The organism is Sorangium sp. So ce726 (assembly GCF_051521405.1).
GTDB lineage: Bacteria > Myxococcota_A > Polyangia > Polyangiales > Polyangiaceae > Sorangium.
The window spans coordinates 957806-981252 of sequence record NZ_CP150349.1; the positions used below are offsets into that span (position 1 = coordinate 957806).

The 23447-nt window shown below is 71.7% G+C and carries 23 protein-coding genes; 14 read left to right on the forward strand and 9 right to left on the reverse strand.

Translation table 11 applies throughout. The annotated features are described in order from the left end of the window. Nucleotides 1-58: 58 nt before the first annotated feature. The 4 genes from WME79_RS03535 (at nucleotide 59) to WME79_RS03550 (ending at nucleotide 1625) form a co-directional block, all read left to right on the forward strand. On the forward strand, nucleotides 59-796 hold the full coding sequence (locus WME79_RS03535; protein ID WP_437531875.1) for an RNA polymerase sigma factor: 738 nt from the start codon (nucleotides 59-61) through the stop codon (nucleotides 794-796). A gap of 6 nt (nucleotides 797-802) precedes the next feature. Then, complete coding sequence (locus tag WME79_RS03540) at nucleotides 803-1045, forward strand: anti-sigma factor family protein (RefSeq protein ID WP_437531878.1); 243 nt, start codon at nucleotides 803-805, stop codon at nucleotides 1043-1045. A 218-nt stretch (nucleotides 1046-1263) separates the two neighbouring features. After that, on the forward strand, nucleotides 1264-1500 hold the full coding sequence (locus tag WME79_RS03545; protein ID WP_437531881.1) for a DUF433 domain-containing protein: 237 nt from the start codon (nucleotides 1264-1266) through the stop codon (nucleotides 1498-1500). Between the two features lie 14 nt (nucleotides 1501-1514). Next, nucleotides 1515-1625 carry a hypothetical protein gene (locus WME79_RS03550; protein ID WP_437539747.1) on the forward strand — a complete coding sequence of 37 codons (111 nt, stop codon included), beginning with the start codon at nucleotides 1515-1517 and terminating at the stop codon, nucleotides 1623-1625. 534 nt (nucleotides 1626-2159) lie between these two features. Here WME79_RS03550 and WME79_RS03555 read toward each other — a convergent pair. Together WME79_RS03555 and WME79_RS03560 are read right to left on the reverse strand one after the other, a co-directional pair. Continuing rightward, on the reverse strand, nucleotides 2160-4052 hold the full coding sequence (locus tag WME79_RS03555; RefSeq protein ID WP_437531884.1) for a DEAD/DEAH box helicase: 1893 nt from the start codon (nucleotides 4050-4052) through the stop codon (nucleotides 2160-2162). Between the two features lie 147 nt (nucleotides 4053-4199). Beyond that, nucleotides 4200-4646: a hypothetical protein gene (locus tag WME79_RS03560; RefSeq protein WP_437531887.1), complete on the reverse strand. Its 447-nt coding sequence runs from the start codon at nucleotides 4644-4646 to the stop codon at nucleotides 4200-4202. A gap of 365 nt (nucleotides 4647-5011) precedes the next feature. Here WME79_RS03560 and WME79_RS03565 point away from each other — a divergent pair, with 365 nt between their 5' ends. After that, nucleotides 5012-6571: a dipeptidase gene (locus WME79_RS03565; RefSeq protein ID WP_437531890.1), complete on the forward strand. Its 1560-nt coding sequence runs from the start codon at nucleotides 5012-5014 to the stop codon at nucleotides 6569-6571. A gap of 10 nt (nucleotides 6572-6581) precedes the next feature. On the opposite strand, the gene WME79_RS03570 is transcribed toward WME79_RS03565, so the two are convergent. Then, complete coding sequence (locus tag WME79_RS03570) at nucleotides 6582-7904, reverse strand: MFS transporter (RefSeq protein WP_437539749.1); 1323 nt, start codon at nucleotides 7902-7904, stop codon at nucleotides 6582-6584. A gap of 502 nt (nucleotides 7905-8406) precedes the next feature. On the opposite strand from WME79_RS03570, the gene WME79_RS03575 reads away from it, so the two are divergent. Further along, a complete protein-coding gene (locus WME79_RS03575; protein WP_437531892.1) occupies nucleotides 8407-10677 on the forward strand; it encodes a hypothetical protein in 2271 nt (756 codons plus the stop codon). Between the two features lie 34 nt (nucleotides 10678-10711). Continuing rightward, the gene (locus tag WME79_RS03580; protein ID WP_437531895.1) at nucleotides 10712-11287 is read left to right on the forward strand and encodes a hypothetical protein; all 576 of its coding nucleotides are present in this window, start codon (nucleotides 10712-10714) and stop codon (nucleotides 11285-11287) included. 41 nt (nucleotides 11288-11328) lie between these two features. On the opposite strand, the gene WME79_RS03585 is transcribed toward WME79_RS03580, so the two are convergent. Together WME79_RS03585 and WME79_RS03590 are read right to left on the reverse strand one after the other, a co-directional pair. Continuing rightward, complete coding sequence (locus WME79_RS03585) at nucleotides 11329-11820, reverse strand: hypothetical protein (protein WP_437531897.1); 492 nt, start codon at nucleotides 11818-11820, stop codon at nucleotides 11329-11331. Nucleotides 11821-11836: 16 nt separating this feature from the next. Next, nucleotides 11837-14275, reverse strand: a complete 2439-nt coding sequence (locus WME79_RS03590) for a molybdopterin oxidoreductase family protein (protein WP_437531900.1) — start codon at nucleotides 14273-14275, stop codon at nucleotides 11837-11839. Between the two features lie 315 nt (nucleotides 14276-14590). On the opposite strand from WME79_RS03590, the gene WME79_RS03595 reads away from it, so the two are divergent. The 3 genes from WME79_RS03595 to WME79_RS03605 all read left to right on the forward strand — a co-directional run bounded on the left by WME79_RS03595 (nucleotide 14591) and on the right by WME79_RS03605 (nucleotide 16332). Beyond that, on the forward strand, nucleotides 14591-14989 hold the full coding sequence (locus tag WME79_RS03595; protein ID WP_437531903.1) for a low affinity iron permease family protein: 399 nt from the start codon (nucleotides 14591-14593) through the stop codon (nucleotides 14987-14989). A 117-nt stretch (nucleotides 14990-15106) separates the two neighbouring features. Next, on the forward strand, nucleotides 15107-15583 hold the full coding sequence (locus WME79_RS03600; RefSeq protein WP_437531906.1) for an MgtC/SapB family protein: 477 nt from the start codon (nucleotides 15107-15109) through the stop codon (nucleotides 15581-15583). Nucleotides 15584-15699: 116 nt separating this feature from the next. After that, the gene (locus tag WME79_RS03605; RefSeq protein ID WP_437539751.1) at nucleotides 15700-16332 is read left to right on the forward strand and encodes a MarC family protein; all 633 of its coding nucleotides are present in this window, start codon (nucleotides 15700-15702) and stop codon (nucleotides 16330-16332) included. 35 nt (nucleotides 16333-16367) lie between these two features. On the opposite strand, the gene WME79_RS03610 is transcribed toward WME79_RS03605, so the two are convergent. The 4 genes from WME79_RS03610 to WME79_RS03625 all read right to left on the reverse strand — a co-directional run bounded on the left by WME79_RS03610 (nucleotide 16368) and on the right by WME79_RS03625 (nucleotide 19019). After that, nucleotides 16368-17060, reverse strand: a complete 693-nt coding sequence (locus WME79_RS03610; protein WP_437531909.1) for an STAS domain-containing protein — start codon at nucleotides 17058-17060, stop codon at nucleotides 16368-16370. Continuing rightward, nucleotides 17014-17421 (reverse strand): PAS domain S-box protein, encoded by a 408-nt coding sequence (locus WME79_RS03615; RefSeq protein ID WP_437531912.1) that lies wholly within the window; start codon nucleotides 17419-17421, stop codon nucleotides 17014-17016. The genes WME79_RS03610 and WME79_RS03615 overlap by 47 nt, the downstream gene beginning before the upstream one ends. Nucleotides 17422-17658: 237 nt before the next feature. Then, nucleotides 17659-18567 carry an NAD(P)H-binding protein gene (locus WME79_RS03620; RefSeq protein WP_437531915.1) on the reverse strand — a complete coding sequence of 303 codons (909 nt, stop codon included), beginning with the start codon at nucleotides 18565-18567 and terminating at the stop codon, nucleotides 17659-17661. Further along, nucleotides 18564-19019: a nuclear transport factor 2 family protein gene (locus WME79_RS03625; RefSeq protein ID WP_437531918.1), complete on the reverse strand. Its 456-nt coding sequence runs from the start codon at nucleotides 19017-19019 to the stop codon at nucleotides 18564-18566. The genes WME79_RS03620 and WME79_RS03625 overlap by 4 nt, the downstream gene beginning before the upstream one ends. 170 nt (nucleotides 19020-19189) lie before the next feature. Here WME79_RS03625 and WME79_RS03630 point away from each other — a divergent pair, with 170 nt between their 5' ends. The 4 genes from WME79_RS03630 (at nucleotide 19190) to WME79_RS03645 (ending at nucleotide 23248) form a co-directional block, all read left to right on the forward strand. Next, a complete protein-coding gene (locus WME79_RS03630; RefSeq protein ID WP_437531921.1) occupies nucleotides 19190-20131 on the forward strand; it encodes a helix-turn-helix domain-containing protein in 942 nt (313 codons plus the stop codon). A gap of 133 nt (nucleotides 20132-20264) precedes the next feature. Continuing rightward, a complete protein-coding gene (locus WME79_RS03635; RefSeq protein ID WP_437531923.1) occupies nucleotides 20265-21962 on the forward strand; it encodes a right-handed parallel beta-helix repeat-containing protein in 1698 nt (565 codons plus the stop codon). A 100-nt stretch (nucleotides 21963-22062) separates the two neighbouring features. Then, entirely contained in the window at nucleotides 22063-22701 is a 639-nt protein-coding gene (locus WME79_RS03640) for a glutathione S-transferase N-terminal domain-containing protein (protein WP_437531925.1), read from the forward strand. 52 nt (nucleotides 22702-22753) lie between these two features. Continuing rightward, entirely contained in the window at nucleotides 22754-23248 is a 495-nt protein-coding gene (locus WME79_RS03645) for a hypothetical protein (protein WP_437531928.1), read from the forward strand. Nucleotides 23249-23447 lie beyond the last annotated feature (199 nt).

The window sequence follows — 23447 nt, forward strand, 5'->3', positions numbered from 1 at the left end:
GCCGCCCCGGCGCCGCGTCGATTGATGCGGGGCTCGGCGGCGTGATACCGTGCTCCGCGTGTCCCACGACCCCTCGGCCGCCGCCGACGGCAAACAGGCCGCACCGGCGCAGCGCGCATCGGCCGAGGTAGGCCCGCTCCTTGCGCCGGGCGGCGCGGCTGCGCCCGTGCCCGTATGCGCGGCGCCGGCGGACGACATCGCGCTCGTCCGCCGGCTGGTCGCGGGAGACGAGCAGGCCTTCGAGCAGCTCGTAAACCAGCTCCACACACCCATGCTCCGGCTCGCAAGGGCGGTCGCCGGCCCCGCGGGCGCGCAGGAGGTCGTCCAGGAGACCTGGGCGGCGGTCTTCGATGGGCTCGTGCGCTTCGAGGGGCGCTCTGCGCTGAAGACATGGGTGTTCAGGATCCTGACGAACCGCGCCAGGACGTGGGGCACTCGAGAGAAGCGCATGGTCCCTGTCTCCTGGCTGGAGGACGGGGAGCACGGCAGCGAGCCGGCGGTCGATCCGGCCCGATTCGACAGCACGGGCGACTGGGCGACTCCGCCTGTTCCGTGGACGGAGCAGAGCCCGGAGGTGCTCTTGCTGCGCAAGGAGATAGGCGCCGTGCTGCAGCGAGAGCTCGAGACGCTGGCGCCTGGACAGCGCGCGGTGGTCCTCTTGCGCGACGTGGAGGGGTGTCCCTCCGACGAGGTCTGCGAGATCCTGGGTATCAGCGAGGCGAACCAGCGGGTCCTCTTGCACCGTGGCCGATCGAAGCTCAGGGCCGCGCTCGAGCGCTACATGACGAGGGGGTGAGCGCGCATGATCGTCACGTGCTGTCAGCTGACCGAGATGATCACCGACAGGAGCGAGGGAAAGCTGTCCTCCGAGCAGGAAGAGGGCTGCGCGCGGCACCTCGCGTGGTGCGACAGGTGTCGCACCTACCTGAAGCAGATGGATCTGACGATCGACGCGCTCCAGGGGCTCCCGGGCGAGCCGCTGCACGACGACGTCCGCGCCACGCTGTTCGCCCAGTTCCAGCGGCGGAAGACCACCGCCGACTGAGCCTGGCGCCCTGGGCGGCTGCGGCGCTCAGGCCTGAGGGCAGCCCCGCGGGGGCGCCATGCCCGCATCGAGCCGGCCATGGGCCGCGTCGCTGCTGCCACCGCGACCGGCCGCGGCAGTTCGGGCGCCGACCGTGCCGCCCGCCGGTGCCGTCGCGCGTTCGCCGAGAAAGCAACTGACGGGAGCCGAGGAGGCAACGATGAGGTAGCCTCGCCAGCATGACGACGGAGCTGCTGGAGCGGATCACGCACGACCCCGCCGTGATGGGTGGCCGGCCCTGCATCCGAGGGATGAGGGTGACGGTGGGCACCATCCTGGGACTTCTGGCTGCGGGGCACCCGGTCGAGGAGGTGCTCACGCTCTACCCCTACCTCGAGAGGGACGACGTGATGGCGGCGCTCTCTTATGCGGCATGGCGCGTCGAGGAGGTTGAGCTCCCGCTGAAGGCCTCATGAAAGTTCTGGTGGACATGAACCTCTCGCCGACCTGGGCACCGTTCCTGAAGGACGAGGGGGTAGAGGCCGTTCACTGGTCTGCAATCGGCGACCCTCGAGCACAGGATCGAGAGCTGATGGCCTGAGCACGCCAGGGCGGGTACATCGTCTTCACGCACGATCTCGAGTTCAGTATCATCCTCGCTACCACCGGCGCCAGCGGTCCGAGCATCTTGCAGGTTCGAACCCTGGATCCTCTCCCGAACGCGATAGGGGACGATGTCGTCCGCGTGCTTCGCGATCATGCCGACGAGCTCGATCGCGGTGCAATTGTCACCGTCGACGGGACAACGTCACGTGTCCGGATCCTACCGATTCGAAGGGCAACGAAAGGCCATGGCTAACATCGCCACATCGGAGATCCTTTCCCGCGATCTGGACGTCTTCAGTACACGCCGGCTGGCTATCAGCGGCTGATAGCGAAGCGAACTGGCGCGGCGCGCTAACCGCCAGGGCACGTGGAGTGCCGCCAGGAACACGAGAACTCATCGAGTGCGATTGCGGGATTGTCACCAGGAACACGGCGCCCCTGGCCACCTCGTCGACCTGAGCTCCCGTGGTGATTTGCTATTTCTTCGGCTCTCGCGTGGCGTAGGCGCCGGCCGAGGCCTTCGTGGAACTCAGGCCCGTGGGCGACGCCGCGGGGGCGCCATGCCCGCCGCGCCGTTCCGGGTCTCGGCCGCGCCGGCGCGCGGTCCGGCCTCAGCCGCCCCGCCTCGGCCCTCAGCCGCCTCGCCGCGGGCCTCGGCCGCGCCGCCTCGCGGCTCGCGGGACCCCGCGTCGTCCCGGCGGACCTGGACCTTGCGGCCCTTCAGCCGTGTGGCGCGCAGCGCCTCGATGACGGCGTCCGCCGCGTCGGCCGGGACCTCCACCGTGGAGAAGCCGTCGGCGATCTCGATCGCGCCGATGTCGCGGGAGCTCAGCGACGCCTCGTTCGCGATGGCGCCGACCAGATCGGCCGGCCGGATGCCCGCGGCGCGCCCCGCGCTGACGTACAGCCGGGCGATGTTGCCGTCGGTCTCCCGCGCCTCCCGCCCCTCGCGCCGCGGCCGCGCCTGCGCCTCGCCAGGGCGCCCGCGCGGCCCCGCGGGACCGCGCGCCGAGCGGTCGTCGCGGGCGCGCTCCGGCCCGCGCGGAGGTGGCCGGAACGACGGGATCTCCGCCTCGTCTTCCTCCCGGTCCCCCTCCGTCGCGTCGTGGGCGAGCTTCACCGCCGCCGACGCGATGTCCATCAGGTCGAACTCGTCGGCGAGCCCCTCGACCACGACCCGGAACCGCTCGGCGCCGCCCTCGATCAGCGCCTCCCGCAGCGAGGCGCGCGTCAGCTCCAGGCGGCGCGCGCGCAGGTCGGCCACGGTCGGGAGGGTCGCGGCCTCGATGCGCTGCCCGGTGAGCCGCTCGACGTTGCGGATCAGGTAGTGCTCCCGCGGCTCGACCAGCGTGATCGCCGCGCCCTCGCGGCCGGCGCGCCCCGTGCGGCCGATGCGGTGGACGTACACCTCGGGGGCGCAGGGGACGTCGTAGTTGATGACGTGCGAGACATGCTCGATGTCGAGCCCCCGCGCCGCGACGTCGGTGGCGACGAGCAGCTCGGCCGTGCCGGCGCGGAAGCGGGCCATCACGCGATCGCGGTGCTCCTGCGAGAACCCGCCGTGGAGCGCCTGGGCCTCGTAGCCGCGGGCGCGCAGCGCCTCGGTCAGCTCGTCGACCTCGTTGCGGGTGCGGCAGAAGAGGATGGCGGACGACGGGTCCTCCATGTCGAGCACCCGGGTCAGCGCAGCGGACTTGTGCGCCCGCGGCACGATGTACGCCGTCTGGCGGACGCGGGGGAGCTCGCCAGGGGCCGCCTTCTCGCCCGCGATCTTGACCCGCACCGGCTCGCGCAGGTGCCGGCCGGCGATCGCGGCGATCCGCGGGGGCAGCGTCGCGGAGAAGAGCACGGTCTGCCGCGCCGCCGGCGTGGCCGAGAGGATCTCCTCCAGCGCCTCGGCGAAGCCCATGTCGAGCATCTCGTCGGCCTCGTCGAGCACGACGGTGCGGATGCCGTCGAGCGCGAGCGTGCCGCGCCCGATGTGGTCGAGCGTCCGGCCCGGCGTGGCCACGACGACGTGGACCCCGCGGCGGAGCGCGCGCAGCTGCTGCCCGAAGGGCTGGCCGCCGTACACCGACAGCACCTGCACGCCGAGCCGGCGGCCATAGCGGTGCATCGCCTCGGCCACCTGCATCGCCAGCTCGCGGGTCGGTACGAGCACGAGCGCCTCGGGGAGGCGAGGCGGCTCGCCGCCGATCTCGAGGCGCTGGAGCAGCGGCAGCGCGAACGCGGCCGTCTTCCCGGTCCCGGTGGCGGCCTGCCCCAGCAGGTCGCGCCCGGTCAGGAGGTGCGGGATCGCCTCGCGCTGGATCGGCGTGGGCTCCTCGTAGCCGAGCTCGGCGAGCACACCGAGAAGCGAAGGGGCGATGCCGAGCGCGGCGAAGCTGGCGGACGAGGGGGTCGTCTCCACGGGGTTCCCCATGTCATGGTCGCGCGCCAGCGCGGTCGCAACCCGGCATCCGGCGTGGGGCGCAGCGCGCGCCCGGCGAACGGCACCGTGGAGCGCGGCGCTTCGGTCGAGCTCGCGCGCGGCGGTCGAGCGCGCGGCAGGCGAGCCCCGCTGCGCCGATCAGCCGAGCTTCGCGGCGAGGGCGCGGTACCGCTCCGGCAGGCGCGCGGCGTCCAGCCGGGCGAGGAGCGCGCGCGCGGCCTCCTGCGCGCGGGGGCTGCCCTCGGGCGCGCGGCTCACCGCCTCGAGGTAGAGCTCGAGCGCGCGCCTGCGCTCCGCGAGCGCCTGCGCGGCCCGGCCCCGGAGCTCGAGGATCTCGGCCTGCTCCGCGCAGAGCGCCGCGTACGCGCCGATCTTCTCGTGGTCTCCGAGCAGGGTGGCCGCGCCCGCGGCGTCGAGCCGGTCGAGCATGTCCCGCATCGGGCCGAAGAGCCCGTCCGCGGTGGTGCGGACGAGCAGCTCCGCCTCGTCGAGCTGGCCGGCGCGCCGGAGCCCGGCGACCCGGCCGATGGCCTCGGCGAGCTGCTCGATCATGCGGAGGATGTAGTCGCGCTGTCGGAGCGACATCGGGTCTTCGGTCCGAGTCTAGGACGCCGAGCACGTTGATCGAGCGAGAAATGAGCCGCCAGCCGCCAAGGACGCCAAGAACAGAATCCTCTCTTGGCGTCCCTGGCGCCTCGGCGGCTCAAGATCCTGCTCTTTTCTGGGGTTTCAACCCGCTTGTTGCTCTGTCCGTCGCGGCTCCGCGGCGCGCGCCGGCGGCGCCAGCTCTGCGCCACGGTGGCTCACAACGGGGGCCGTCGAGGCATGGGGGCCACCACCAGGACCGATATGTCGGTGCCCAGCGGCGCTGTTGCCTCGCCTCTCCGGCGCACGATCCTGCCGCCATCATGGCTAGCTTTCCCGCCGAGCTCGCATGGTACGATCCGATCATGCGCACTTCGCCATGCCTCGCGCTCCTCGCCGCGGCGTCGCTCGCGGCCTGCGTTCGTTCCCCTGCGCCCGCGGCGGCGCCCGATGTCGTCGCGCCGTCCGCCAACGACGTCGGGCCCTGGTACACGTCGGCGCCCGATCTCTCGGCGATCCCACCGGGACTCGAGACGCCGGAGCAGCGGGCCGCGCGGCTGCAAGCCAAGGCGATCCTCGTGGATGGCCATAGCGGCGTGCCCTCGCTGCTCCTCGGCGGCTCGTTCGCCCAGGTGAGCTCGGACGACGAGCTGATGGCCGAGGAGGTCGCCAGGATCAAGGCGGCGGGCGTCACCGGCGCGTTCTTCCCGATCCACGTCAGCCCGTCCGCGCCGCCTTCGTCCTCGCGGCTCGGCGGCAGCGCCTCGCGCCGCGCGCTCGATCTCATCGAAGCGACCCACCGGCAGATCGAGCGCCACCGCGAGACGCTGATGCTCGTGCGCAACGCGAAAGACATGCGCCGCGCCGAGCGCGAAGGCAGGATCGCCGTGCTCATGGGCATCGAGGGCGGGCACGCCATCGAGAACTCCCTGCCTGCGCTGCGCTCGTTCTATCGCCTTGGCGTCCGCACCATGGCGCTCACGCACATGACCACGAACGACTGGGCAGGCTCCGCGGGAGGAGCCCTCGATCCCGGGTACGTCCGCGACCGCGGCCTCTCCCCCTTCGGTGAGGCCGTGGTCCGCGAGATGCAACGGATCGGCATGCTGGTCGACGTCTCGCATGGATCGGACAGCACGTTCCAGGGCGTCATGAAGGTGGCCAGGGCGCCGATCATCACCTCTTCGACGATGCCCGCCGCCGGCCACCGCCGCCGCGACCTCGACGATTACATGCTGCGCGCGATCGCGGAGAACGGCGGCCTCGTCATGGTGAACTCCTGGGCGCTCTTCCTGGACGAGGCGTATGCCGAGCAGTCGGCGCGCTTCGCGCAGAAGTACGGGGCGCACCTCAAGGAGCTCGGCGAGAGGCTCCCGGGCGACACGAAGGCGCTCCGCGAGGAGATCGAGAAGCTCAGGGCCCAGGAGGGGCAGAAAACGCCGCCGCTGTGGCGGATCGTCGACCATATCGACCACGTGGTGAAGGTCGCGGGGATCGAGCATGTCGCCCTCGGCTCCATCTTCGAGGGGAGCGAGGCGCTCAAGGAGGGGCTCGCAGGCAGCGCCGGAGCCCCGAACATCACGCTGGAGCTGATCCGTCGCGGCTATTCGGATGCGGACATCCTCCGCCTGCTGGGCGGGAACTTCGTGCGGGTCCTCGAGCAAGCCGAGGCCTATGCGGTCTCGACGGAGACCACGCTGTCCGGGGACGGCAGTACACAGCAGCTCAGCGCGGCCGAGCTGGGTGATCCGCCGGCGCAGCCCCTGATGCCGGCGCCCCCCCCGCCGGCGCCCCCGCCGTCGCGGGGGCCGATGTCGTGGGGGGTTGTCCCGCCGTCCTCGCCGTCGCCGCAACGACCGGTCGCGCAGCCCTCGAAGGCCGGAGCGCCGGAGTCTCCGTCCTCGGAGCTCCTGCTGTCGAGGTAACGTCTCTTCGTCAGCATCCGCCGGATGGGCCGCCGCCCGCGCGCCGGCGCGCGGAGCCATCCGGGTCGTGCCGCTCGCCCAGGGCAAAGGCCAGCGCAGCCGCGAGCGCGACGAACGGGATGACCTGCAGGGCGCGGAGGAGGCCGATGCGGTCGGCTAGGACGCCGAGCACCACTGGCCCCGGGGCCAGGCCGAGCAGGTTGTTGGCCAGCGCCAGCGTCGCGAACGCCGTCGCATGAATGGACGCCGGAATGAGGCCGGCGACCATGGCGCCGGCCGGGCCGGCCGTGCCCCCCATGAACAACGCGCCGGCCCCCATCAGCACCATTTGCAGGCCGCCCGCTGGAAGCCGGAAAGCCACACCCAGCAACGTGCAACAGGTCAGGCTGTACGCGATCGCCATCCGCCACGTGCGGGCCGGCCGATGGCGGCTCAACCGATCGGTCAACACACCGCAGACCGTCATGCCGACGCCACCGATCAGGACGAAGACGGCCGCGGTGACTCCCGCGGAAGCGATCTCCATGCCGTAGTAACGGTTCAGGTAGCTGGGCATCCAGGCCACCACGGCGCCCATGATGAACAGCTGCAGACCGCTGCCGACACAGACACAGACGAACGAGGGCGTGGAAAACAGCGCCTTCAGCACGAAGCGGAACGTCAATGGCCGGCGCGCAGGGGGCTGCTCGACGGCGGCGCGCTGGACATCATGCGCTGGTCGCAGCCGTTGTTCGGTCACGGTAGAGCGGTAAATCACGACCAGGATGAGGCCGAACAGGGCTATCGCGCCGAACGCCCAGCGCCAGCCCGCCCTTGCAGCGATGTAGCCGCCCAGCGCCATGCCCAGCACGGCGCCGAAGGCGCCGCCGGCCAACAAGGCGCCGCTCAGGCTGGCCCGCTGATGGCGCGGAAACAGCGCCAATACAACGGCGGTGCCGACGCTGCCATACGCGGCCTCCCCGACGCCGACCACGAGACGAGCGGCGAACATCTCACCGAAGTTGGCCGACAGCGCACAACCCAGCGTCGCCACGCTCCACACCGTCGCCATGAGGGTCATGCTCCGGACGCGACCCCAGCGATCGGCCAGCAGCGACAAAGGGATGGTCAGCAGACCGACCATCAGCGCCACGATGCCGCTCAGCGCCCCCATCTGCGTATCGGATAGGCCCCACTCCATCTTCAGCGACGGGAAGACCGCGCTCAGGACCTGCCGCGACATGTGGTCGGACAGCAGCAGGCCAAAGCTCAAGGCAAAGACCAGCCAGGCGTAGGCGCGCGACACCGCGGGCGCTTCGGGGAGCCTATCCGCCTCGGCCTCGGGGGAATGCATCGCCAAGATGGCCTCCTTTCCTGTCGAGGAAATCCCCACCCCGCGCCGCTGCTCGCGCCTCCACCCATCCCCACGTGGCGCAACGAGCCGCGGCGATCGGGCAGCAGCTTCATGCGGCACGCAGCGGCACGTCGCAATCGCCCCGCCGGCGGTTCGGCGCCATGCCGAGCTCGGCCAGCAGCTCGCCGGCGCCCTCGCGGGGAGTGCCGTTCCTGCCGGCTTTGCGCTTCCGTGCCGGAGACGTCCTCACGGCCCAGCTCGCTGGCGACGCGGGCGCATCGCTCGACGTCCGGCACGGAGGGCAAGGCGACGCGAGCATCGAGGACATGGACGAGCCCGTCACCCGGGCGTGTGCGGGCGTTCGCGCGGGAGGTCCGGTGCCGGATCGATGTTGCCTGTCCAGAGCGGCGGCGCCCGTCCACGGGCGGCAAGAGCGCGCGCAGGGCAATCGCTACCTCGTCGACAGGCGGCCGAGCTGGGTTTACGGTGGCGATTCCCCGGGATGCGAACGGCGGCGCGAACCCTGACCCGGCCACGAATACCCACGCTTCCGGCGGCGCTCGCCGCAAGCCTGCTCGGCGGCGCGTGCGCGGGGGAGCCGCCGCCGGGCGGCCACGGCGGTGGCGGCCAGGGCGCCGGCGCGCACCCGGTGACGACGACCACGTGTGTGAGCGCGGCCACGGGCTTTGGAGGCGCCCTGGAGGAGCTGCCGCGCGTGTTCACGGTGACCGGCGTCGTCACCGACGGCGCGGCGCCGCTCGAGGGCGCCATCGTGATGCAGGCCGGTGGGGAGCCGGCCCTCGTGACCGGCCCGGACGGCGCGTTCTCCATCGAGATCACGCGGGACATCCCGGGCCAGCCGACCGTGGTCGCGGCGAAGATCGGATACCGGACAGACGGCACCGAATTCGAGATCGTCCCCGACGGGCCGGTGGAGATCGTCCTTCGCCGCGCGTCGCCGCCGGACAACGCGCTCGGCTACACCTACGGCGAGCCGGGCGACGGCGACCCGCACAACTCGACGCGGTTCTGCGATCACTGCCACACGACGCTCGTGGCCCAGTTCCTCGAGTCGGGGCACGCGCGGTCGGCCAGGAGCCCGCTCCTCCAGGCCATCTACGCCGGGGTCTCGATGGCCCACACGGACGAGGCCTCGTGCGGCGCCGCGGGCGGGCGCTGGAAGGCCGGCCGCGTCCCTGGCAGCGAGGGGAGCGCCGCGATGCGGTGTTATCTCGGGAGCGGCGTGCTGCCGGATCTCAACCCTTCGTGCGGCGGGGGAGCGCTGCCGTCGTGCGACGATCCCGCGCTGCCCGAGGCCGTGCGCCCGGCGGCGTTCGGCGCGTGCGCCGACTGCCACGCTGCGGGGATCGACGGCCCCGCGGGCGGGCGAGACCTCCTCGAGGCCACCGGCATCGCGTTCGAGAAGGGCGATCACTGCGACGCTTGCCACAAGATCCGCGACGTCGATCTGAGCAAGCCGCCCGGGGTCGCCGGCGCCCTGATCGTCCAGCGCCCGCAGGAGAGGAGCTCCCCCGATCCCTCGTCGAGGCTCCTGGAGGTGATGTTCGGCCCGCGGCCGGACGTGCCGAACAGGTTCATGGGCGGCAGCTACCAGCCGAAGTTCTCGGCCTCGGAGTTCTGCGGCGGCTGCCACGAGCAGAAGCAGGCGGCGCTCCTGCCGGGCGCGGCGCTCGATCCGGCCCGCTGGCCGGACGGGCTCCCGATCCATCAGACGTTCTCCGAGTGGGCCGCGAGCTCCTGGAACCGCCCGGCCACGCAATGCCAGGCCTGCCACATGCCAGGGGTCCTCTCGCTGAAGAGCAGCCTCGACGTGACGAACGAGGAGAACGCGAGCGTCTCGCTCGGCTTCGTCCGCCCGGCGGGGACGGTCCGCTCCCACATTTTCCGCGGCCCGCTGGAGGGCTCTCCGCGGCTCATCCAGGGCGCTGTCGAGGTCCGCATCAACGCCTCGGCGGCGCCGGGCGAGCTCGCGGTCACGGTCTCCCTGGCCGGCGGCGCGGCGGGCCACGCCGTCCCGACCGGGGAGCCGATGCGCGCGCTCGTGCTCCTCGTCACGGCGGAGGCGTGCGGCGCGCCCCTTTCGCCGTCGAGCGGCATGACGGTGAACGACACCGGCGGCGCGCTCGCAGAGGCGCGCGTGGGCCAGGGCGCGGCCCTGACGGGCGCCCAGCTCGCCTGGGAGGAGGGCGCGGCGCGCGCGAGGGCGGGCGACGTGGTGCGGATCGTCCGGCCGACCGGCGTCTACGACGATTACACCGGGTTCGGCCGCTTCGCGGACCCGTCGCTCGACGCCGCGGACAAGGGCCTCGAGATCCGCGCGCCGGTCGGCGAGGCGCGGGTGGTCGCCGCGGGCGGCGGTGCGATCACCCTGAGCGGCGCGATCCCCGCGCAGGACGGGGATATCGCCTACCTCGGCGCGCCCCTCGCCGCGGCGCCGGCTGACGGCGAGCCCGCGGCCGCGTTCGCCGGCGCCGCGGGCTATACCTTCGCCAAGGTGCTCGTCGATCCGGCGGGCGCGCGGCACGCGCCGCAGCACCGCGCCGTCGACATCGCCAGCGACAACCGCATCGCGCCGGGCAGCGTCGCGGTGACGTCGCACGGCTTCGCGATCCCCGCGGGCTGCTCGGCGACCGCGAACGTCACCGCCACGCTGCTCTACCGGCCTGTCCCGCTCGCCCTCGCGAAGGAGCGCGGGGCCTTCGCGCACGATTACCTGGTCGCCTCGGCGTCCTCGCCTGTGCCACTCGACTGAGCGGCGCGGGTCAACTACGGTGGAATCGGCTGGGATGAGCGAGCGAGACACCACGGCGTCGAGAGGCTATGCGCGCCTTGCGAAGACAGCGCTCATCGGCGGCGCCATCGGCGGCCTGCTCACGCCCATGCCATCGTTCCATCCGGTGTGGGTATTCTTTTATGGCATGCTCCCCATCGCGGGTGTGTGGATTGGCCTCTGGATGTACCTCAGGAAGAACCCGGGCGAGAAGCTCAGCAACGGCGATGCGGCCGTGAGCGGCGCGATATCGGGCGGTCTCGCGGGCTTCATCGCGCTGGGCATCCATGTCGGGATACTCCTCCTCCTGGAGAGATCCGTGCGCGCCCACCATCCCGGGCTCCGGCCCGGGCCAGGTCTCCTGTCGCTCCTCGGCGCCGACCTCGCCTCTCCTGTCATCTACGCCGGATGGGGCGCGCTCGGTGGCCTCTTCGGCATTCAGCTCGTCTTCAAGTCGTCAGCGAGCCAGCCGAGCAAAGGCATCCGCACCGCCGCGATCGGGATGCTCGCCCTGGTGGCCCTCGCCGCGCTGGTCGTCGTCGGTTTCATCGTGGTGCTCGCGCAGGCGTTCCGAGGCAACTGGCACTATTGATCGCGCCGAGCGCGTCGAGCCGAGAGATTCGAGCGCAGAGATCAGGAGAAGACGAGGATCTGCACGGCGCTCTCGCGCAGCGTGGTCGCTAGCCACCGGATCTGCACCTGCTTCTCCGGGAGCGCCGCCTCCGCGAACGCCTTGAGCCCCTCGTCGCGCGCCGCGTGCCCTGCCTCGCCGATGAGGACCCAGCCGATCTCGCAGTCGTGCGCCATCGGGTAGAGGCGCCGCAGGTCGGCGAGCAGGACGGCGCCGGCCACGCCCGTCCGAGGGCGCACCTTCGCGAGGGCGCGGCGCGCGCCGCTCCGCAGCTCCTCGCCGATCCGGCGCTCCAGCGCGCCCTCGAGGCGCGCGCCGTGCTTCCGGGCGAACGGCCGCAGCCCCTCGGCGCGGCGCTCGCACTGCGCGGCGAAGCGCCGGCAGAGATGGGCGATGTCGAGGCGGTCTGCGTGCCTTTCGGCCACGGCGCGGAACGACTCCCCGAGATTGGCCTCGGCCTCGTGGAGCGTGTGGAGCGCGTTTCCCAGGAGCAACTCGACCTCCTCTCGCTCAGCGGCCCGGCGTGGGATTGGATGCCTCGGCTGCCGGGCCGCCCACCGTGGGCGGCACGACGACACCCGGGGCGGGCGCCGCGGCCCCCGTCGTCGGGGCGGGCGAGGGCACCCCGCCGCTCGCGGCCACCCTGAGGAGCTTGACCTTCGCCACCTTGAAACAGGGCTGCTTGCTCACCGGATCCCACGCGGAGATCGTCAGCTCGTTCGCGGCGCGCGGCCAGCGGTGGCCCTCGGGGCCCTCGTCCCAGGTGCCGTAGTGGAAGGGAATGAACACGGCGCCTTCGCGGATCTCGCTGATCCGCGCGCGCACCACGACGTGGCCGCGCGGCGACTCGACGCGGACCCAGTCGCCCTCCTCGATGGAGAGCCGGCGCGCATCGGGCGCGGCGATCTCGACCCAGGCATCGGGCGCGGCCCGCTGGAGCTGCGGCGCGCGCGCCGTCTTCGTCCGCGTGTGGAAGTGGTAGATAGTCCGCCCCGTGGTGAGCAGAAACGGGTAGTCGTCGTCCGCCTCCTCGATGGGAGGCAGGTACTCGGACGCGCGGAGGAACGCGCGGCCAGCCGGGTTCAGCGCCCGGAACTCCGTCTCCGAGCGCGCGCCGCCGGTGTCGAGATCGTGGCCGAAGTCCTGCGCCACCTCCGGATCGCTGAAGAAGCGGTGATCTGCGTAGAGCCGCGGCGTCCCTTCCGGGCGCTCCTCGGTGGACGGCCACTGGATCCCGCCGCCGCGGAGCCTGTCGTAGGTGATGCCCGTGTAATCGCAGGGGCGGCCCTTCGAGCACAGCTTCCACGCCTCGAACGCCTCCTCGGGCGTGCGCCACTTGATGAGCGGCGCGCCGTCCTTGTCCCGGAGATCCATCCGCCGCGCGTAATCGAGGAAGATGTCGAGATCCGAACGCGCCTCGCCCGGCGGCTCGACGGCCTTCTCGGTGAGGTGCACCGTCCGGTCCGTGTTCGTGAACGTGCCTGTCTTCTCTCCCCAGATCGCCGCTGGCAGCACGATGTCGGCGTGGCGCGCCGTCTCGGTGAGGAACGCGTCCTGGACGACGACGAAGAGGGGCTCCTGATCGAGGGTGGAGCGGAGGCGGCGCAGCTCGGGGATCGAGACCGCGGGGTTGGTGGCGATGATCCAGAGCAGCTTGATCGAGCCCTCCGCCGCGTAGCGGAGGATCTTCATCGCGTGTGTGGGCGCTCCCCAGCTCGGGATCACGAGGGGATCCACGTTCCAGATCCGCGCGAGCTCCTCCATGTGCCGCCGGTTCCGGTGGTTGCGGAAGCCGGGCATCTCGCCATTGCAGCCCGTCTCGCGGGTGTTCTGCGAGGTCGGCTGCCCGTTGGACTGGATGACGCCGCAGCCGGGCCGCCCGATCATCCCCCGGACGAGGTGGATGTTGTTCACCTGGACGGCGGCGGCGGTGGCCTGGTTCGACTGATAGACCCCCTGGAGGCAGGCAGAGAAGAGGCGCTCTGAGGAGCCGAGGATGCGCGCCGCCTCGCGGATCCGATCGGCCGGCACGCCGCAGATCGACGCCGCGCGCGCGGGCGGGTAGCGGTCTACCAGCGCGGCGAGGGCGTCCAGGCCGATCGTGTGGGCGTCGACGAACGCGCGATCGAGCCAGCCGTTCCTGAGGATCTCGTGGAGGATCGCGTTGAGCAGGGCGACGTTGGTTCCGCCCTTGATGGGGAGGTGGACGTCGGCGCGCCGCGCGGGGACGCTGCGGCGCGGGTCGACGACCACGAGCCGCGGCGGGTCGGGTCCCTCGAGCCGGTCGAGCATGCGCATCCAGAAGACGGTCTGCGTCTCGGCGACGTTGTAGCCGACGAGGAACAGCGTATCGCAGCGGTCCACGTCGGACATCGAGCCTGGCTGCCCGTCGCATCCGAAGCTCTCGCGCATCGACTGCGCCGCCGTCGCGGTGCAGAGGCGGGTGTTGCCGTCCACGTGCGGTGTGCCCAGGCCGCCGCGCGTGAGGAGCGCGAGCGTGTAGTACTCCTCGAGCAGGAGCTGCCCGGAGTTGTAGAAGCCGAGGCCGCCGGCGCCGTGCTTCGCCTGGATCTCCCTGGAGCGCGCGACGATCGCGCCCATGGCGGTGTCCCAGTCGGTCTCGACGAGCTTGTCGCCGCGGCGGACGAGCGGCCGGGTGAGCCGGTCGCGCGCGCGGTTCGCCTGCCAGCCGAAGAGGCCTTTGGGCCCGAGGCGACCGTGGTTGGGGTGGTCCGCGCCGCGTCCGCGCACGCCGACCATGCGCCCGTCCTTGACCGCGATGTCGAGAGCGCAGCCGTTCGCGCAGAGCACGCAGGCGGAATGCACCCAGCGCTCCACGTCGCCCTCGGCGAGGCCGGGATCGAGGCGCTGATCGACGCGTGTCGGCCACGGTTCGTCCCGCCCGTACGGCGTCCGGGCGCCCCAGGGATCCGCGATCCGGTCCAGCATGGTAGTTTCGATTACCGCTCCTCGCGCGCAGCAGCGAGTCGGGCGAGTGATGCATTTTGCTACAGAAGAGCCAGCACGCGCGTCATCGTGAGTCGTGAGGGTAGCCCCGCCGGTCTCGACCACGGACGCCCTCTGCGGCGGTGCGCCCGGGCGCTGCGGAGGTTCCGACCCCGCCGGCTGTTCGTGGCGCTCGGGCTGTGGCGCGCGATCTCGCGCCCCTGGCGTTGCTCATGCGCGGAATCCCGCGCGGCCGGAGCCGTGGCTCGGCACTTGCACTCACGAAGCCCGAGCGAGCGGTCGTGGAAAGGAGCGACGGTGCACAACAAAACCTGGTACTCGCGGTTCGCGAAGCAGACGTCCTATCTCTGCGGGCGGCCAAAGGTGTTCGTGCTCGCAGTGGCTGTCATCGTCGTCTGGGCGGTCACCGGGCCCGTCTTCCACTTCAGCGATACGTGGCAGCTCGTGATCAATACGGGGACGACGATCGTCACCTTCCTCATGGTGTTCCTGATCCAGAACACGCAGACGCGCGACACCGAGGCGATGCAGATCAAGCTCGACGAGCTGATTCGCGCGACGCACGGCGCCCGCAACGCGCTGCTGGATCTCGAGGAGCTGGAGGAGGGCGCGCTCGATCAGTTTCGCAAGCGCTACCAGGCACTTGCGGAGGCTGCGCGCAAGGCTCCGGACGACACCGACAGCCCCGATGCCTGACCTCAGGGGCAGCCCGTGCGGCCCGACCCGGGTCAGACACCAACGGTTCCAGGCACCGTGCCAGACACCTGGTCAGGGGCCCTTGCGTTCGGGCGCTCGGCCCTTTACGGCGTCGGCATGAGCCCGCTGGATCCGTCCCGGAGCACCTGGTTGAACCTCTTTCTCCGGCTCGGTCTCGCGCTCATCTCGGGCGCGCTCGTCGGCTGGGAGCGCCACGCCGCTGGCAAGCCAGCCGGGCTGCGGACGCACATGCTGGTGAGCGTCGGCGCCGCGATCTTCGTCATGGCCGCGATGGAAGCCTCGGAGGACTCGGCCAGCCGCGTCGCCCAGGGCATCGCGGCAGGCATCGGTTTCCTGGGCGCGGGTGAGATCCTCCAGTCCCAGGAGCGCTCCAGCGGCAAACCAAGACCGAGGGTGACAGGGCTCACCTCCGCCGCGGCCATCTGGGTCTCCGCTGCGCTCGGCATCAGCGCCGGATACGGGCTGTGGCGGCTCGTCGTGGCCGGGAGCGCAATTACCCTGTTCGTCCTCACGGTCGCGAAGCGGGTCGAGCGCCACATCTCGACAGGGGATGACGGGAACGGGGCTGCGTAGCGGCGCGCGCCGCGGTTTGACGAGCGCTTCGTCCCTCCGCGACGCTGTTCTGGCGCGGCCGCCCGGGATGTGGGAGATGCGCCTGGCGCGCGGGCTCCGCAGCGCATCCGATGAGCATGGCCCATTACGTCTCGACCTTCCTCGTGTCGTTATCGGCGATCTTCTTCGTCGTGGATCCGATCGGCATCGTGCCGCTGTTCCTCACGATGACGGCGGGGGATCCGCCGGAGAAGGTGCGGCGCACGGCGCGGCGGGCGTGCGCCGTCGCCGGCGGGCTCATGCTGTTCTTCGCCCTCTTCGGCGGCGTCGTCTTCAAGGTCTTCGGCGTCTCGCTGGCCGCGTTCCGGGTCGCGGGCGGGCTGTTGCTGCTGGTCACGGCGCTCGACATGCTGCGCGCCCGCTCCTCGGCGACGCGCACCACCCCGTCGGAGGAGCAGGAGGGCATCGCCAAGGAGGACGTGGCGCTGGTGCCCCTGGCCATGCCGCTCCTGGCCGGGCCGGGCGCCATCGCGACGGTGATGGTGCTGATGTCACGCGGGGGCAGCGACCCCGTGGCCATGGCGCTTGTGCTCGCCAGCGTGGCGATCACCTTCGTGGCGTCCTACTTCGTGCTGCGCGGCGCGGGGCTCGTGCAGCGGGCGCTCAAGGCGTCCGGCGTGGCCGTGCTCGAGCGCGTCATGGGCCTCATCCTGGCCGCCATCGCCGTCCAGTTCATGGCCGACGGCGCGAAGGAGCTCTGGCGCGGGTGACGCGCCGTGCCTCGCCCGGCGCGCTGCTCGGCCCGTCAGTTGACCGGGCCCGCGCGCCGCGGCGCCTGCTTCATGCAGGTGACGAGCGCGTCGCGGAGCCGCGCGAAGGTGGATACCCGCGACATGTCCACGCCGTCCACGAGGAGGCCGCGCGCCACGTCGGGCCGGATGCCCACGATGATCCCCTTCGCCCCGAGGAGCTCCACCGCGCGGACCTGCGATAGAAGGATGTTCCCGAGCGAGGCGTCGATGGAGTCGACGCCGGTGAGATCGATGATCACCACCCTGCAATGGGTGTTCGACACCGCGCCGAGGAGCGCCTGCATCATCTGGTCCGCCCGGCAGACATCGACAGCGCCGAGCACCGGCATCATCAGCACGCCCTCCCAGACCTGGATGATCGGCGTCGACAGCGTGCGGATCGTCGCCTGCTGTTCCGCGTTGAGGGCCCTTGTGCGCGAGAGCTCCTGCGCGAGGTCGTCGAGCCGCCTCAGGTTGCTCGCCGCGACCGCCTGGGCGATCTGGACGAGCTCCTCCCGCTCCCTCAGCGCATCCCCGAGCTCCCCCAGCGCCGCCGCGATCGCGCCGAGATCGTCGCCCAGGTCCGAGCTGCCGGCGAGCGCTTCGTCCGCGTCTCCCTCCTTGAGCTGCTCGATGTAGCGTAGGATCGCCTGCGCTCGCTCACCCGGCACGACGCCCCCGGAGCATCTCGCTCTTGAGCTGCTCATAGACGGTCTCCGAGATACAGCTCGTGAAGCAGCGCGTGTGGACGAACTGGCCGTCCCGCTTGAAGACGTTGGAGTTGATCAGCACGTGCTTCATGCTGCCGTCCTTGGCGCGGAGGCGGGCCGGGTAGGAGGCCAGCTTGCCGGTGCCCGCGAGCGAGCAGAGGATCTGGTCGATCACGTCCTTATCGACGTGGAAGTCGGTGACGTGTCGATTGATGTACTCCTCGCGCGCATAACCGAGGAGCTCAAGCTCGAGCTTGTTCGCCCACAGGATCTTGCCGTTCGCGTCCACCAGATGGACGCCCAGCGAAGCGTTGTCCAGGACGTCATGCCAGTCTTCCACGCGGTCCTTCGTCCCCATCGCCAATCTCCCCCGGTCGTGCTTCGACCTTGACTTGTCCGGCCGACGAGCGCTGCAGGTGCGGTGTCCGCGAAGGCGCTGCCTGCCCGCAGCTGATCAGGTTACAGGAGAACGGGGAGCTGGACGAGGGGTGTGGTCGCCGCAGTGAGGTCGGGCACATCGGGAGAGCGTGAAGGCAGGTCGTCGTGGAGCTCGCTTGTCGGCTTGAGGCGGCGGGGCCCGGCGGCTCGGACGTCGCTATGCGGCCGGGCCGCCGCGGCGCGCGTTGGGCTCCCCACGGAAGACGTGCGCGTGGGCACGCGCGAGGTCGCTGAAGGCGCGGGGCGCGCGGCCTGTCACGCGCTGAACGACGTCGGTGACGCGGTCCTCGGCCCCGTCGCGGATGGCGAGGTCGAGGCTCACAAGGAGCGCGGCGTAGGGAGCGGGGATCCCCGCTCGGACGAGGTACGCGCGTGCGTTCTCCTCGCTGGCCGTGACGTGGCGTATCGCCCGGCCGGCGATGCGGGATACGATGGCCGCCACGTCATCGTAGCTGAGCGCCTCCGGGCCGGTGATGACGTGCGATGTGTTGTGCGGCGCGCCGTCGAGGAGGGCGCGCGCGGCGACCTCCGCGATATCGTCGGCATCGACGAAGCCGACGCGGCCGCCGCCCGTCGCGGTCGTGAGCTCGCCGCGCCCGGCGATCGCCGCCGCGTGCGGGTGGCGCGGATCGATGAAGTTCTGCATGAACCACGACGGTTGGAGGACGGTCCATTCTGGAGCGCGCTCGCGGAGCGCGCTGTGGACGAGGCCGAGCCCGGGGCTCCCCTCTGGCACGGCCGACGCGCTGAGCAGGACGAGGCGGCGAGCCCCGCTCGCCAGCGCGCGCTCGACGAAGGGCAGCATGAGCGCCGAGGGATCCTCGACCATCGCGGGCGCCACGAGGTACACCCGATCGGCGCCGCGGAGCGCGCCCTCGTGCGTCGCGGTGTCGGCCCAGTCGAAGCGGGCGTGCTCGACGCCGTCGCGAGCGGCGGGCGCCGCCCGGCTCGCGGTGCGGACGCGCGCTCCGGCGGCCGCGACCCGCGCGGCGACGGCTCGCCCGGTGGTGCCTGTCCCGCCGGTGATCAGGACGAGCGGCCCGTCGCTCCCTGCGCGCGCCCTCATGACGCCCCCTCGCGATGTGCGTTGAGCTCGTCGCCGAATGCCTCGAGGACGGGCGCTGGATTCCAGTACTCGCGGTAGCGCACGACTCGGCCGTTCCTCGTCGCGACGATCATCACATAGTCTTGCTCGTAGCGTTTGCGCGCGGGCCCGATGGTCGCCGAGCCGTGCACCTCGGCGAGCGCGACGTCGGGATCGGTCGTCGGATACCGGCGCACGCCGCGGAGCTCGAGCCCGTGGAAGCTCTGGAGGATGCCCTCGAAATGGCGCCGGATGGCCGCCTTGCCCTCGAGGCGCGCCGGCGCGCCGAGCGCTGGCGCATACGGGAACTCGACGGTTGCGTCTTCGGCGAAGAGGTCGAGCCAGCGCTCCAGGTCACGACCGATGAGATCGAGGAGCGCGTCGAGCGCCTGCGCGGCGTCGAGCGGCCGGGAATGCGGCAGGGGGTGCGTCATGGGATGTCCTTTCCTTTCGTGTCGACGAGGCCAGCGTAGGGGCGCCGCGATTGCAGCGCGTCCAGCTCCACGATCCGCGCGTCCACGGTCCACGGCCGGCGCCGCCCTCGTGGCGGGTCGCGCGCGCCGGCGTGGCGCGGGCGGCCGCGTGATGTAGAGTCGATCGCGCCATGTCCGCCGCGTTCGACGAGCTGGCCCGGAGCGTCGTGCTCCGCGAGGCCGAGGTGATGCGCTTCGCGCTCGGCGATCGCTGGGGCAAGCGGCAGCCGGCGCAGCGCGCCTCCGCCCGGGTGTACGCGGCGCTCCGCGGCGGCGGGTGGATCGACGTCGCGCGCCGGCGGCTCGCGCTCGGCGCGGGAGAGCTCGTGTTCCTGCCGCGCGCCGAGGAGCACGCCATCCGCGATCGGCCGACGACCTCGCTCGCGCACCCGGAGGCCCTCTGTCGCGGGATGCGCGCCGTGGCCGAGGACGCCCTGGCCACGGAGGCCCCGCCGGACACGCGCCTCGTCGTCGTCGACCTGCACGTCGACGCGGCGGGCGCGCCGTGGGTCGCCCTGCTGCCGCCGGCGGTGCACGTCGCGGGCGCGACGCCGGGGCTCGCGCGCTGGCTCAACGACACGCTCGCGTTGCTCGCCGGCCCGCCGGCCCTGTCGGCGGCGCTGCGCCGCTCCGTCGGCGAGGCGTGGGCGCACGCGCTCTTCGCGAGCGCGCTGCGCGACCCTGCGGCGTCGCTGCCGCGGCGGGACGCGCTCCGGGACGAGCCGATCGCGGCCGCGCTCGCGCGGGTGCGCGCCTCGCCCGAGCGCGCGTGGGAGCTCGGGGACCTCGCGCGAACGGCCGGGCTCTCGCGATCCGCGTTCGCGGCGCGCGCGACGGCGCTCCTGGGCGAGCCGCTCGGCCACCACGTGCGCCGGCTGCGCCTCGAGCGCGCCGCGGTCCTGCTCGGCGAGACGACGCTCCCGGTGAAGCTCGTCGCCTCCCGCGTCGGCTACGACAGCGAGCCCGCGTTCGCGCGCGCCTTCGCGCGCGCCCACGGCGTGAGCCCCATGGGCTACCGTCAGGCCAGGCGGCGAGAGGACGACCGCGCGGACACCGTCAGACGCGCCGGTTGACGCGATGGAAGCGCTGCTGAGCGGCGCAGCTGGTGTCATGTCCACCCGGCTCTGAACACCAGCTCCCACGCACCGGCGCGCGGTGCGTGGCTTTCGGCGCGGTGTGCCCGGCTGATGGCGTATCCTCCTGTGGATGCGGCAAGGCGCGAGGATAGGTGTCCTGCTCGTCGCGATGGCGGCGTGCGGCGGCGATGGCAATGATGCGGAGTCCACCGCTGGCGCCGGAGGCTCCACGCCTGGCACGGGCGGCGTCGGCTCCACCTCTGGCGCGGGCGCCGCCGGCGGTTCCACGCCTGGCGCGGGGGGCTCCACGCCGGGCGTCCCGGCCTACGGTCGTTTCGGCGAGGCCACGACCACCTTCACGCTGCCGGAGCCGGCCCCGAGGGAGGGTGAGCTCCCCGAGATCGCCTATCCCGATCTCGCCGGGTCATTCCCGGAGGTCGACTGGAGCGCGCTCGATCGGCTCTACATTCCGGCTGGCCACTACCGGAGCATCCTGCTCGGCGCCCTGCCCGCGCGGAGCGCGGAGCGCCCGCTCGTGATCACGAACCTCGGCGGACAGGTCAAGGTCGGGGGCGACGCTGCCAACTACGTGTTCGTGATCAAGGGCGGAAAGGGCTGGATCCTGACCGGCCGGCACGATCCTGTCTCGAAGACCGGAGACGAGGGGTTCCGGGGTCACGCCGAGGGCGCGTTCGCCCATGGCCAGGGGACGTACGGCATCTTCATCGACGACGCGTTCAGCAAAGAGGGCCTCTCTGGGCTGGCCATCGGCGGAGGAGCCTCGGATTTCGAGCTGGATACCCTCGAGGTCGCGCGCGCCGAGTTCGCTGGCATCGTCGCCAAGACCGACGACGACGGGCAGGCCACGATGCGCAACGTGAAGATCCACGACCTCTATGTGCACGACGTCGGCTCGGAGGGGATCTACTTCGGCAGCACCCAGGCGCAGCCGCAGCACGCGTTCGAGCGCCTCGAGGTGTACGACAACCGGTTCCTCCGCACCGGCACCGAGGCGCTGCAGGTCGGGCAACTCGGCTCGGACTGCGAGATCCACCACAACGTCATCGGGCCGGGCGCGGTCCGGTGGCGGTCGGCGTTCGACCATTACCAGGACGGCAACGTGCAGTTCGGCCAGCGTTATGGCAGCTCGAGCTTCCACCACAACATCGTGATCGGGACGGGCGACCTCTTCGTCGAGCTGTTCCCGACGCGGGTGGACGGCGATCCGCGCTCGCCCTCGGACACGGTCTCGTTCACGGACAACTACTTCGCCGACACGTCGCTGAGCGGCGTGTACACGCATGCGGTGGACACCGGCGCCACGATACGCTTCGAGCGCAACGTCTTCCTCGGGTTCCACTTCAACTATGGCGAGGTGTATCCGGACGCGGACGAGCCTGTGCAGGTCTTCGCGGTGGGCAGCAACGCGCCGAACCCGCACATCCTGAAGGGCAACCAGGTGGACGGGCCCTATCCGTTCATCAAGTGGCTCTTCGACAGCGTGCAGGCCGAGGACAACCCGACGGCCGCGGTGGACCGGGTCCGCTTCCGCGACTTCATGGGGGGCGCCCTCGACGAGAACTACCGGCGCGTGGAGTGGTGGACCGACCGCGCGACGCTCAGCCCGGACGAGCGCGCCGTGACGTACCCGAAGGGCGCCTACGTCCTCCACCAGGGCGCGCTCTACGAGGCGCTCGCCGAGAGCCAGGGCAAGCAGCCCGATCAGCACCCCGACGTGTGGCGCGCGCTGCCGGCCCCTGCGGACGATGTCCGCCTGAGCGCCGACTCGCCGCACCAGGGGCTCGGCGTCCGCTGGCCGCCGCCTTAGCGAACGTCCGTGTTCCAGGAGCGGGCGGATCGTGCAAGAGATCTCCTGTTCCTTGAGGCGTGCGGCGCTTCGCGCGTGAACCCATCGAATCGTTGTTCCCTTGCCCATCTCCGCGCCCGGTAGGGTGCTGCTCGCCATGAAGCTCTTCTACGCGCCCACATCCCCTTTTGCCCGCAAGGTGCGGGTCACCGCCCACGAGCTGCAGCTGGGAGACCGGATCGAGCTTGTGCTGGTCAATCCCTGGTCGGACGCGGCGCTGCGGTCCCTGAACCCGCTGGCCAAGGTCCCGACGCTCGTCCTGGACGATGGGCAGGTGCTCTTCGAGTCGGCGCTCATCTGCGAATACCTGGACCACCTCGCGGCCGGCGGGTTGTTCCCAGCGCCGGGAGAGGCGCGGTGGCGCGCCCTGCTCCAGCAAGGCATCGCGGACGGTATCAACGCTGCTGCCGGGCGCCTCTTCGCCGACGAACATCGCCCATCCAACGAGCGATCCAGCGGCGTCATGCAGCGCCAGGCGGCTGCCATCGAGGCCGGCCTGGACAGGCTGGAGCGGGACGCCGGAACGTTATCGACGGGGCTCGCGGACATCGGCGCGGTCTCGATCGCCTGTGCGCTCGGCTACCTCGACTTCCGCTGGCCCGATCGGCCGTGGCGGAGCGGCCGGAGCGGCCTGGGGCGCTGGTTCGACGTCGTCGGCCAACGCCCATCCATGATGGCCACGCAGCACCGCACGCCGTGATCTCGTGGATGACTCGGATACCCAGCAAGGCAGCGTCGATGATTGTACGGCGATGAAGGACGCCGCGCCGCCTGAGGCGTCGGTGAAGATCGTGATCACGAACGAGCGCGATGTCCCTGTGTACTATCCGGACTTCATCAAAAACCCGCGCTGGGACGCCTGTGGCGGCGGCGACTGGAGGGTCGACGGACAGAGCCTGTTCAGCGGCAACAGCGCGCCGCCGATGTGCGAAGGGCTGCTCGCGGGAGAGCCGGGTTTGCCGGCCTGCTGGCCGCTCCCCAGCGCGCTTGGCCCCGGCGAGACGGTGGAGCTCGCATGGGATCTGCGCGCCATCGAGCGCATCCCTGTCGTCGCGGCGTGCTCGACCGAGCCCAGCGAGCCCGACACGACCTGCGGGCGCTACCAGCTCGTCGAGGATGGAGCGCACGAGCTGTCAGCCACGTTCATGGTCGGCTATGACGAAAACACCCTCACCGCCGCCGACTCGTGGTCCGTCACGGTGCCCTTCGAGCTGCCCACCGCGGTCGTGAACGTGATCGTCGAGTAGCGACGTCGACGGACTGGCAGACTTCGCCGTTCGCTCTGCCCCTCTCAGGCGATCACGCTCTGCCGTACAGCGCCGCCGCGCCGTCCCCGGCGGCCGCAGCGCTCGCCCGTTTCCTGGCCGCCGGGGCGGCTCAAGGCCAGCGGCGCCTGAGCCGTGTGCCCGTGTCCCGGTGGCAAAAGCCGTGGATCTCATCCACCAT

Excerpts from the sequence above, each read along its gene's own strand:
- WME79_RS03570 (WP_437539749.1), bottom strand. The coding sequence starts at position 7,904 with ATGCATTCCCCCGAGGCCGAGGCGGATAGGCTCCCCGAAGCGCCCGCG.
- WME79_RS03540 (WP_437531878.1), top strand. The coding sequence starts at position 803 with ATGATCGTCACGTGCTGTCAGCTGACCGAGATGATCACCGACAGGAGC.
- WME79_RS03555 (WP_437531884.1), bottom strand. The coding sequence starts at position 4,052 with ATGGGGAACCCCGTGGAGACGACCCCCTCGTCCGCCAGCTTCGCCGCG.
- WME79_RS03630 (WP_437531921.1), top strand. The coding sequence starts at position 19,190 with ATGTCCGCCGCGTTCGACGAGCTGGCCCGGAGCGTCGTGCTCCGCGAG.
- WME79_RS03560 (WP_437531887.1), bottom strand. The coding sequence starts at position 4,646 with ATGTCGCTCCGACAGCGCGACTACATCCTCCGCATGATCGAGCAGCTC.
- WME79_RS03590 (WP_437531900.1), bottom strand. The coding sequence starts at position 14,275 with ATGCTGGACCGGATCGCGGATCCCTGGGGCGCCCGGACGCCGTACGGG.
- WME79_RS03600 (WP_437531906.1), top strand. The coding sequence starts at position 15,107 with ATGAGCCCGCTGGATCCGTCCCGGAGCACCTGGTTGAACCTCTTTCTC.
- WME79_RS03550 (WP_437539747.1), top strand. The coding sequence starts at position 1,515 with ATGAACCTCTCGCCGACCTGGGCACCGTTCCTGAAGGACGAGGGGGTA.
- WME79_RS03575 (WP_437531892.1), top strand. The coding sequence starts at position 8,407 with ATGCGAACGGCGGCGCGAACCCTGACCCGGCCACGAATACCCACGCTT.
- WME79_RS03545 (WP_437531881.1), top strand. The coding sequence starts at position 1,264 with ATGACGACGGAGCTGCTGGAGCGGATCACGCACGACCCCGCCGTGATG.
- WME79_RS03610 (WP_437531909.1), bottom strand. The coding sequence starts at position 17,060 with ATGAGCAGCTCAAGAGCGAGATGCTCCGGGGGCGTCGTGCCGGGTGAG.
- WME79_RS03645 (WP_437531928.1), top strand. The coding sequence starts at position 22,754 with ATGAAGGACGCCGCGCCGCCTGAGGCGTCGGTGAAGATCGTGATCACG.
- WME79_RS03565 (WP_437531890.1), top strand. The coding sequence starts at position 5,012 with ATGCGCACTTCGCCATGCCTCGCGCTCCTCGCCGCGGCGTCGCTCGCG.
- WME79_RS03625 (WP_437531918.1), bottom strand. The coding sequence starts at position 19,019 with ATGACGCACCCCCTGCCGCATTCCCGGCCGCTCGACGCCGCGCAGGCG.
- WME79_RS03605 (WP_437539751.1), top strand. The coding sequence starts at position 15,700 with ATGGCCCATTACGTCTCGACCTTCCTCGTGTCGTTATCGGCGATCTTC.
- WME79_RS03615 (WP_437531912.1), bottom strand. The coding sequence starts at position 17,421 with ATGGGGACGAAGGACCGCGTGGAAGACTGGCATGACGTCCTGGACAAC.
- WME79_RS03635 (WP_437531923.1), top strand. The coding sequence starts at position 20,265 with ATGCGGCAAGGCGCGAGGATAGGTGTCCTGCTCGTCGCGATGGCGGCG.
- WME79_RS03580 (WP_437531895.1), top strand. The coding sequence starts at position 10,712 with ATGAGCGAGCGAGACACCACGGCGTCGAGAGGCTATGCGCGCCTTGCG.
- WME79_RS03620 (WP_437531915.1), bottom strand. The coding sequence starts at position 18,567 with ATGAGGGCGCGCGCAGGGAGCGACGGGCCGCTCGTCCTGATCACCGGC.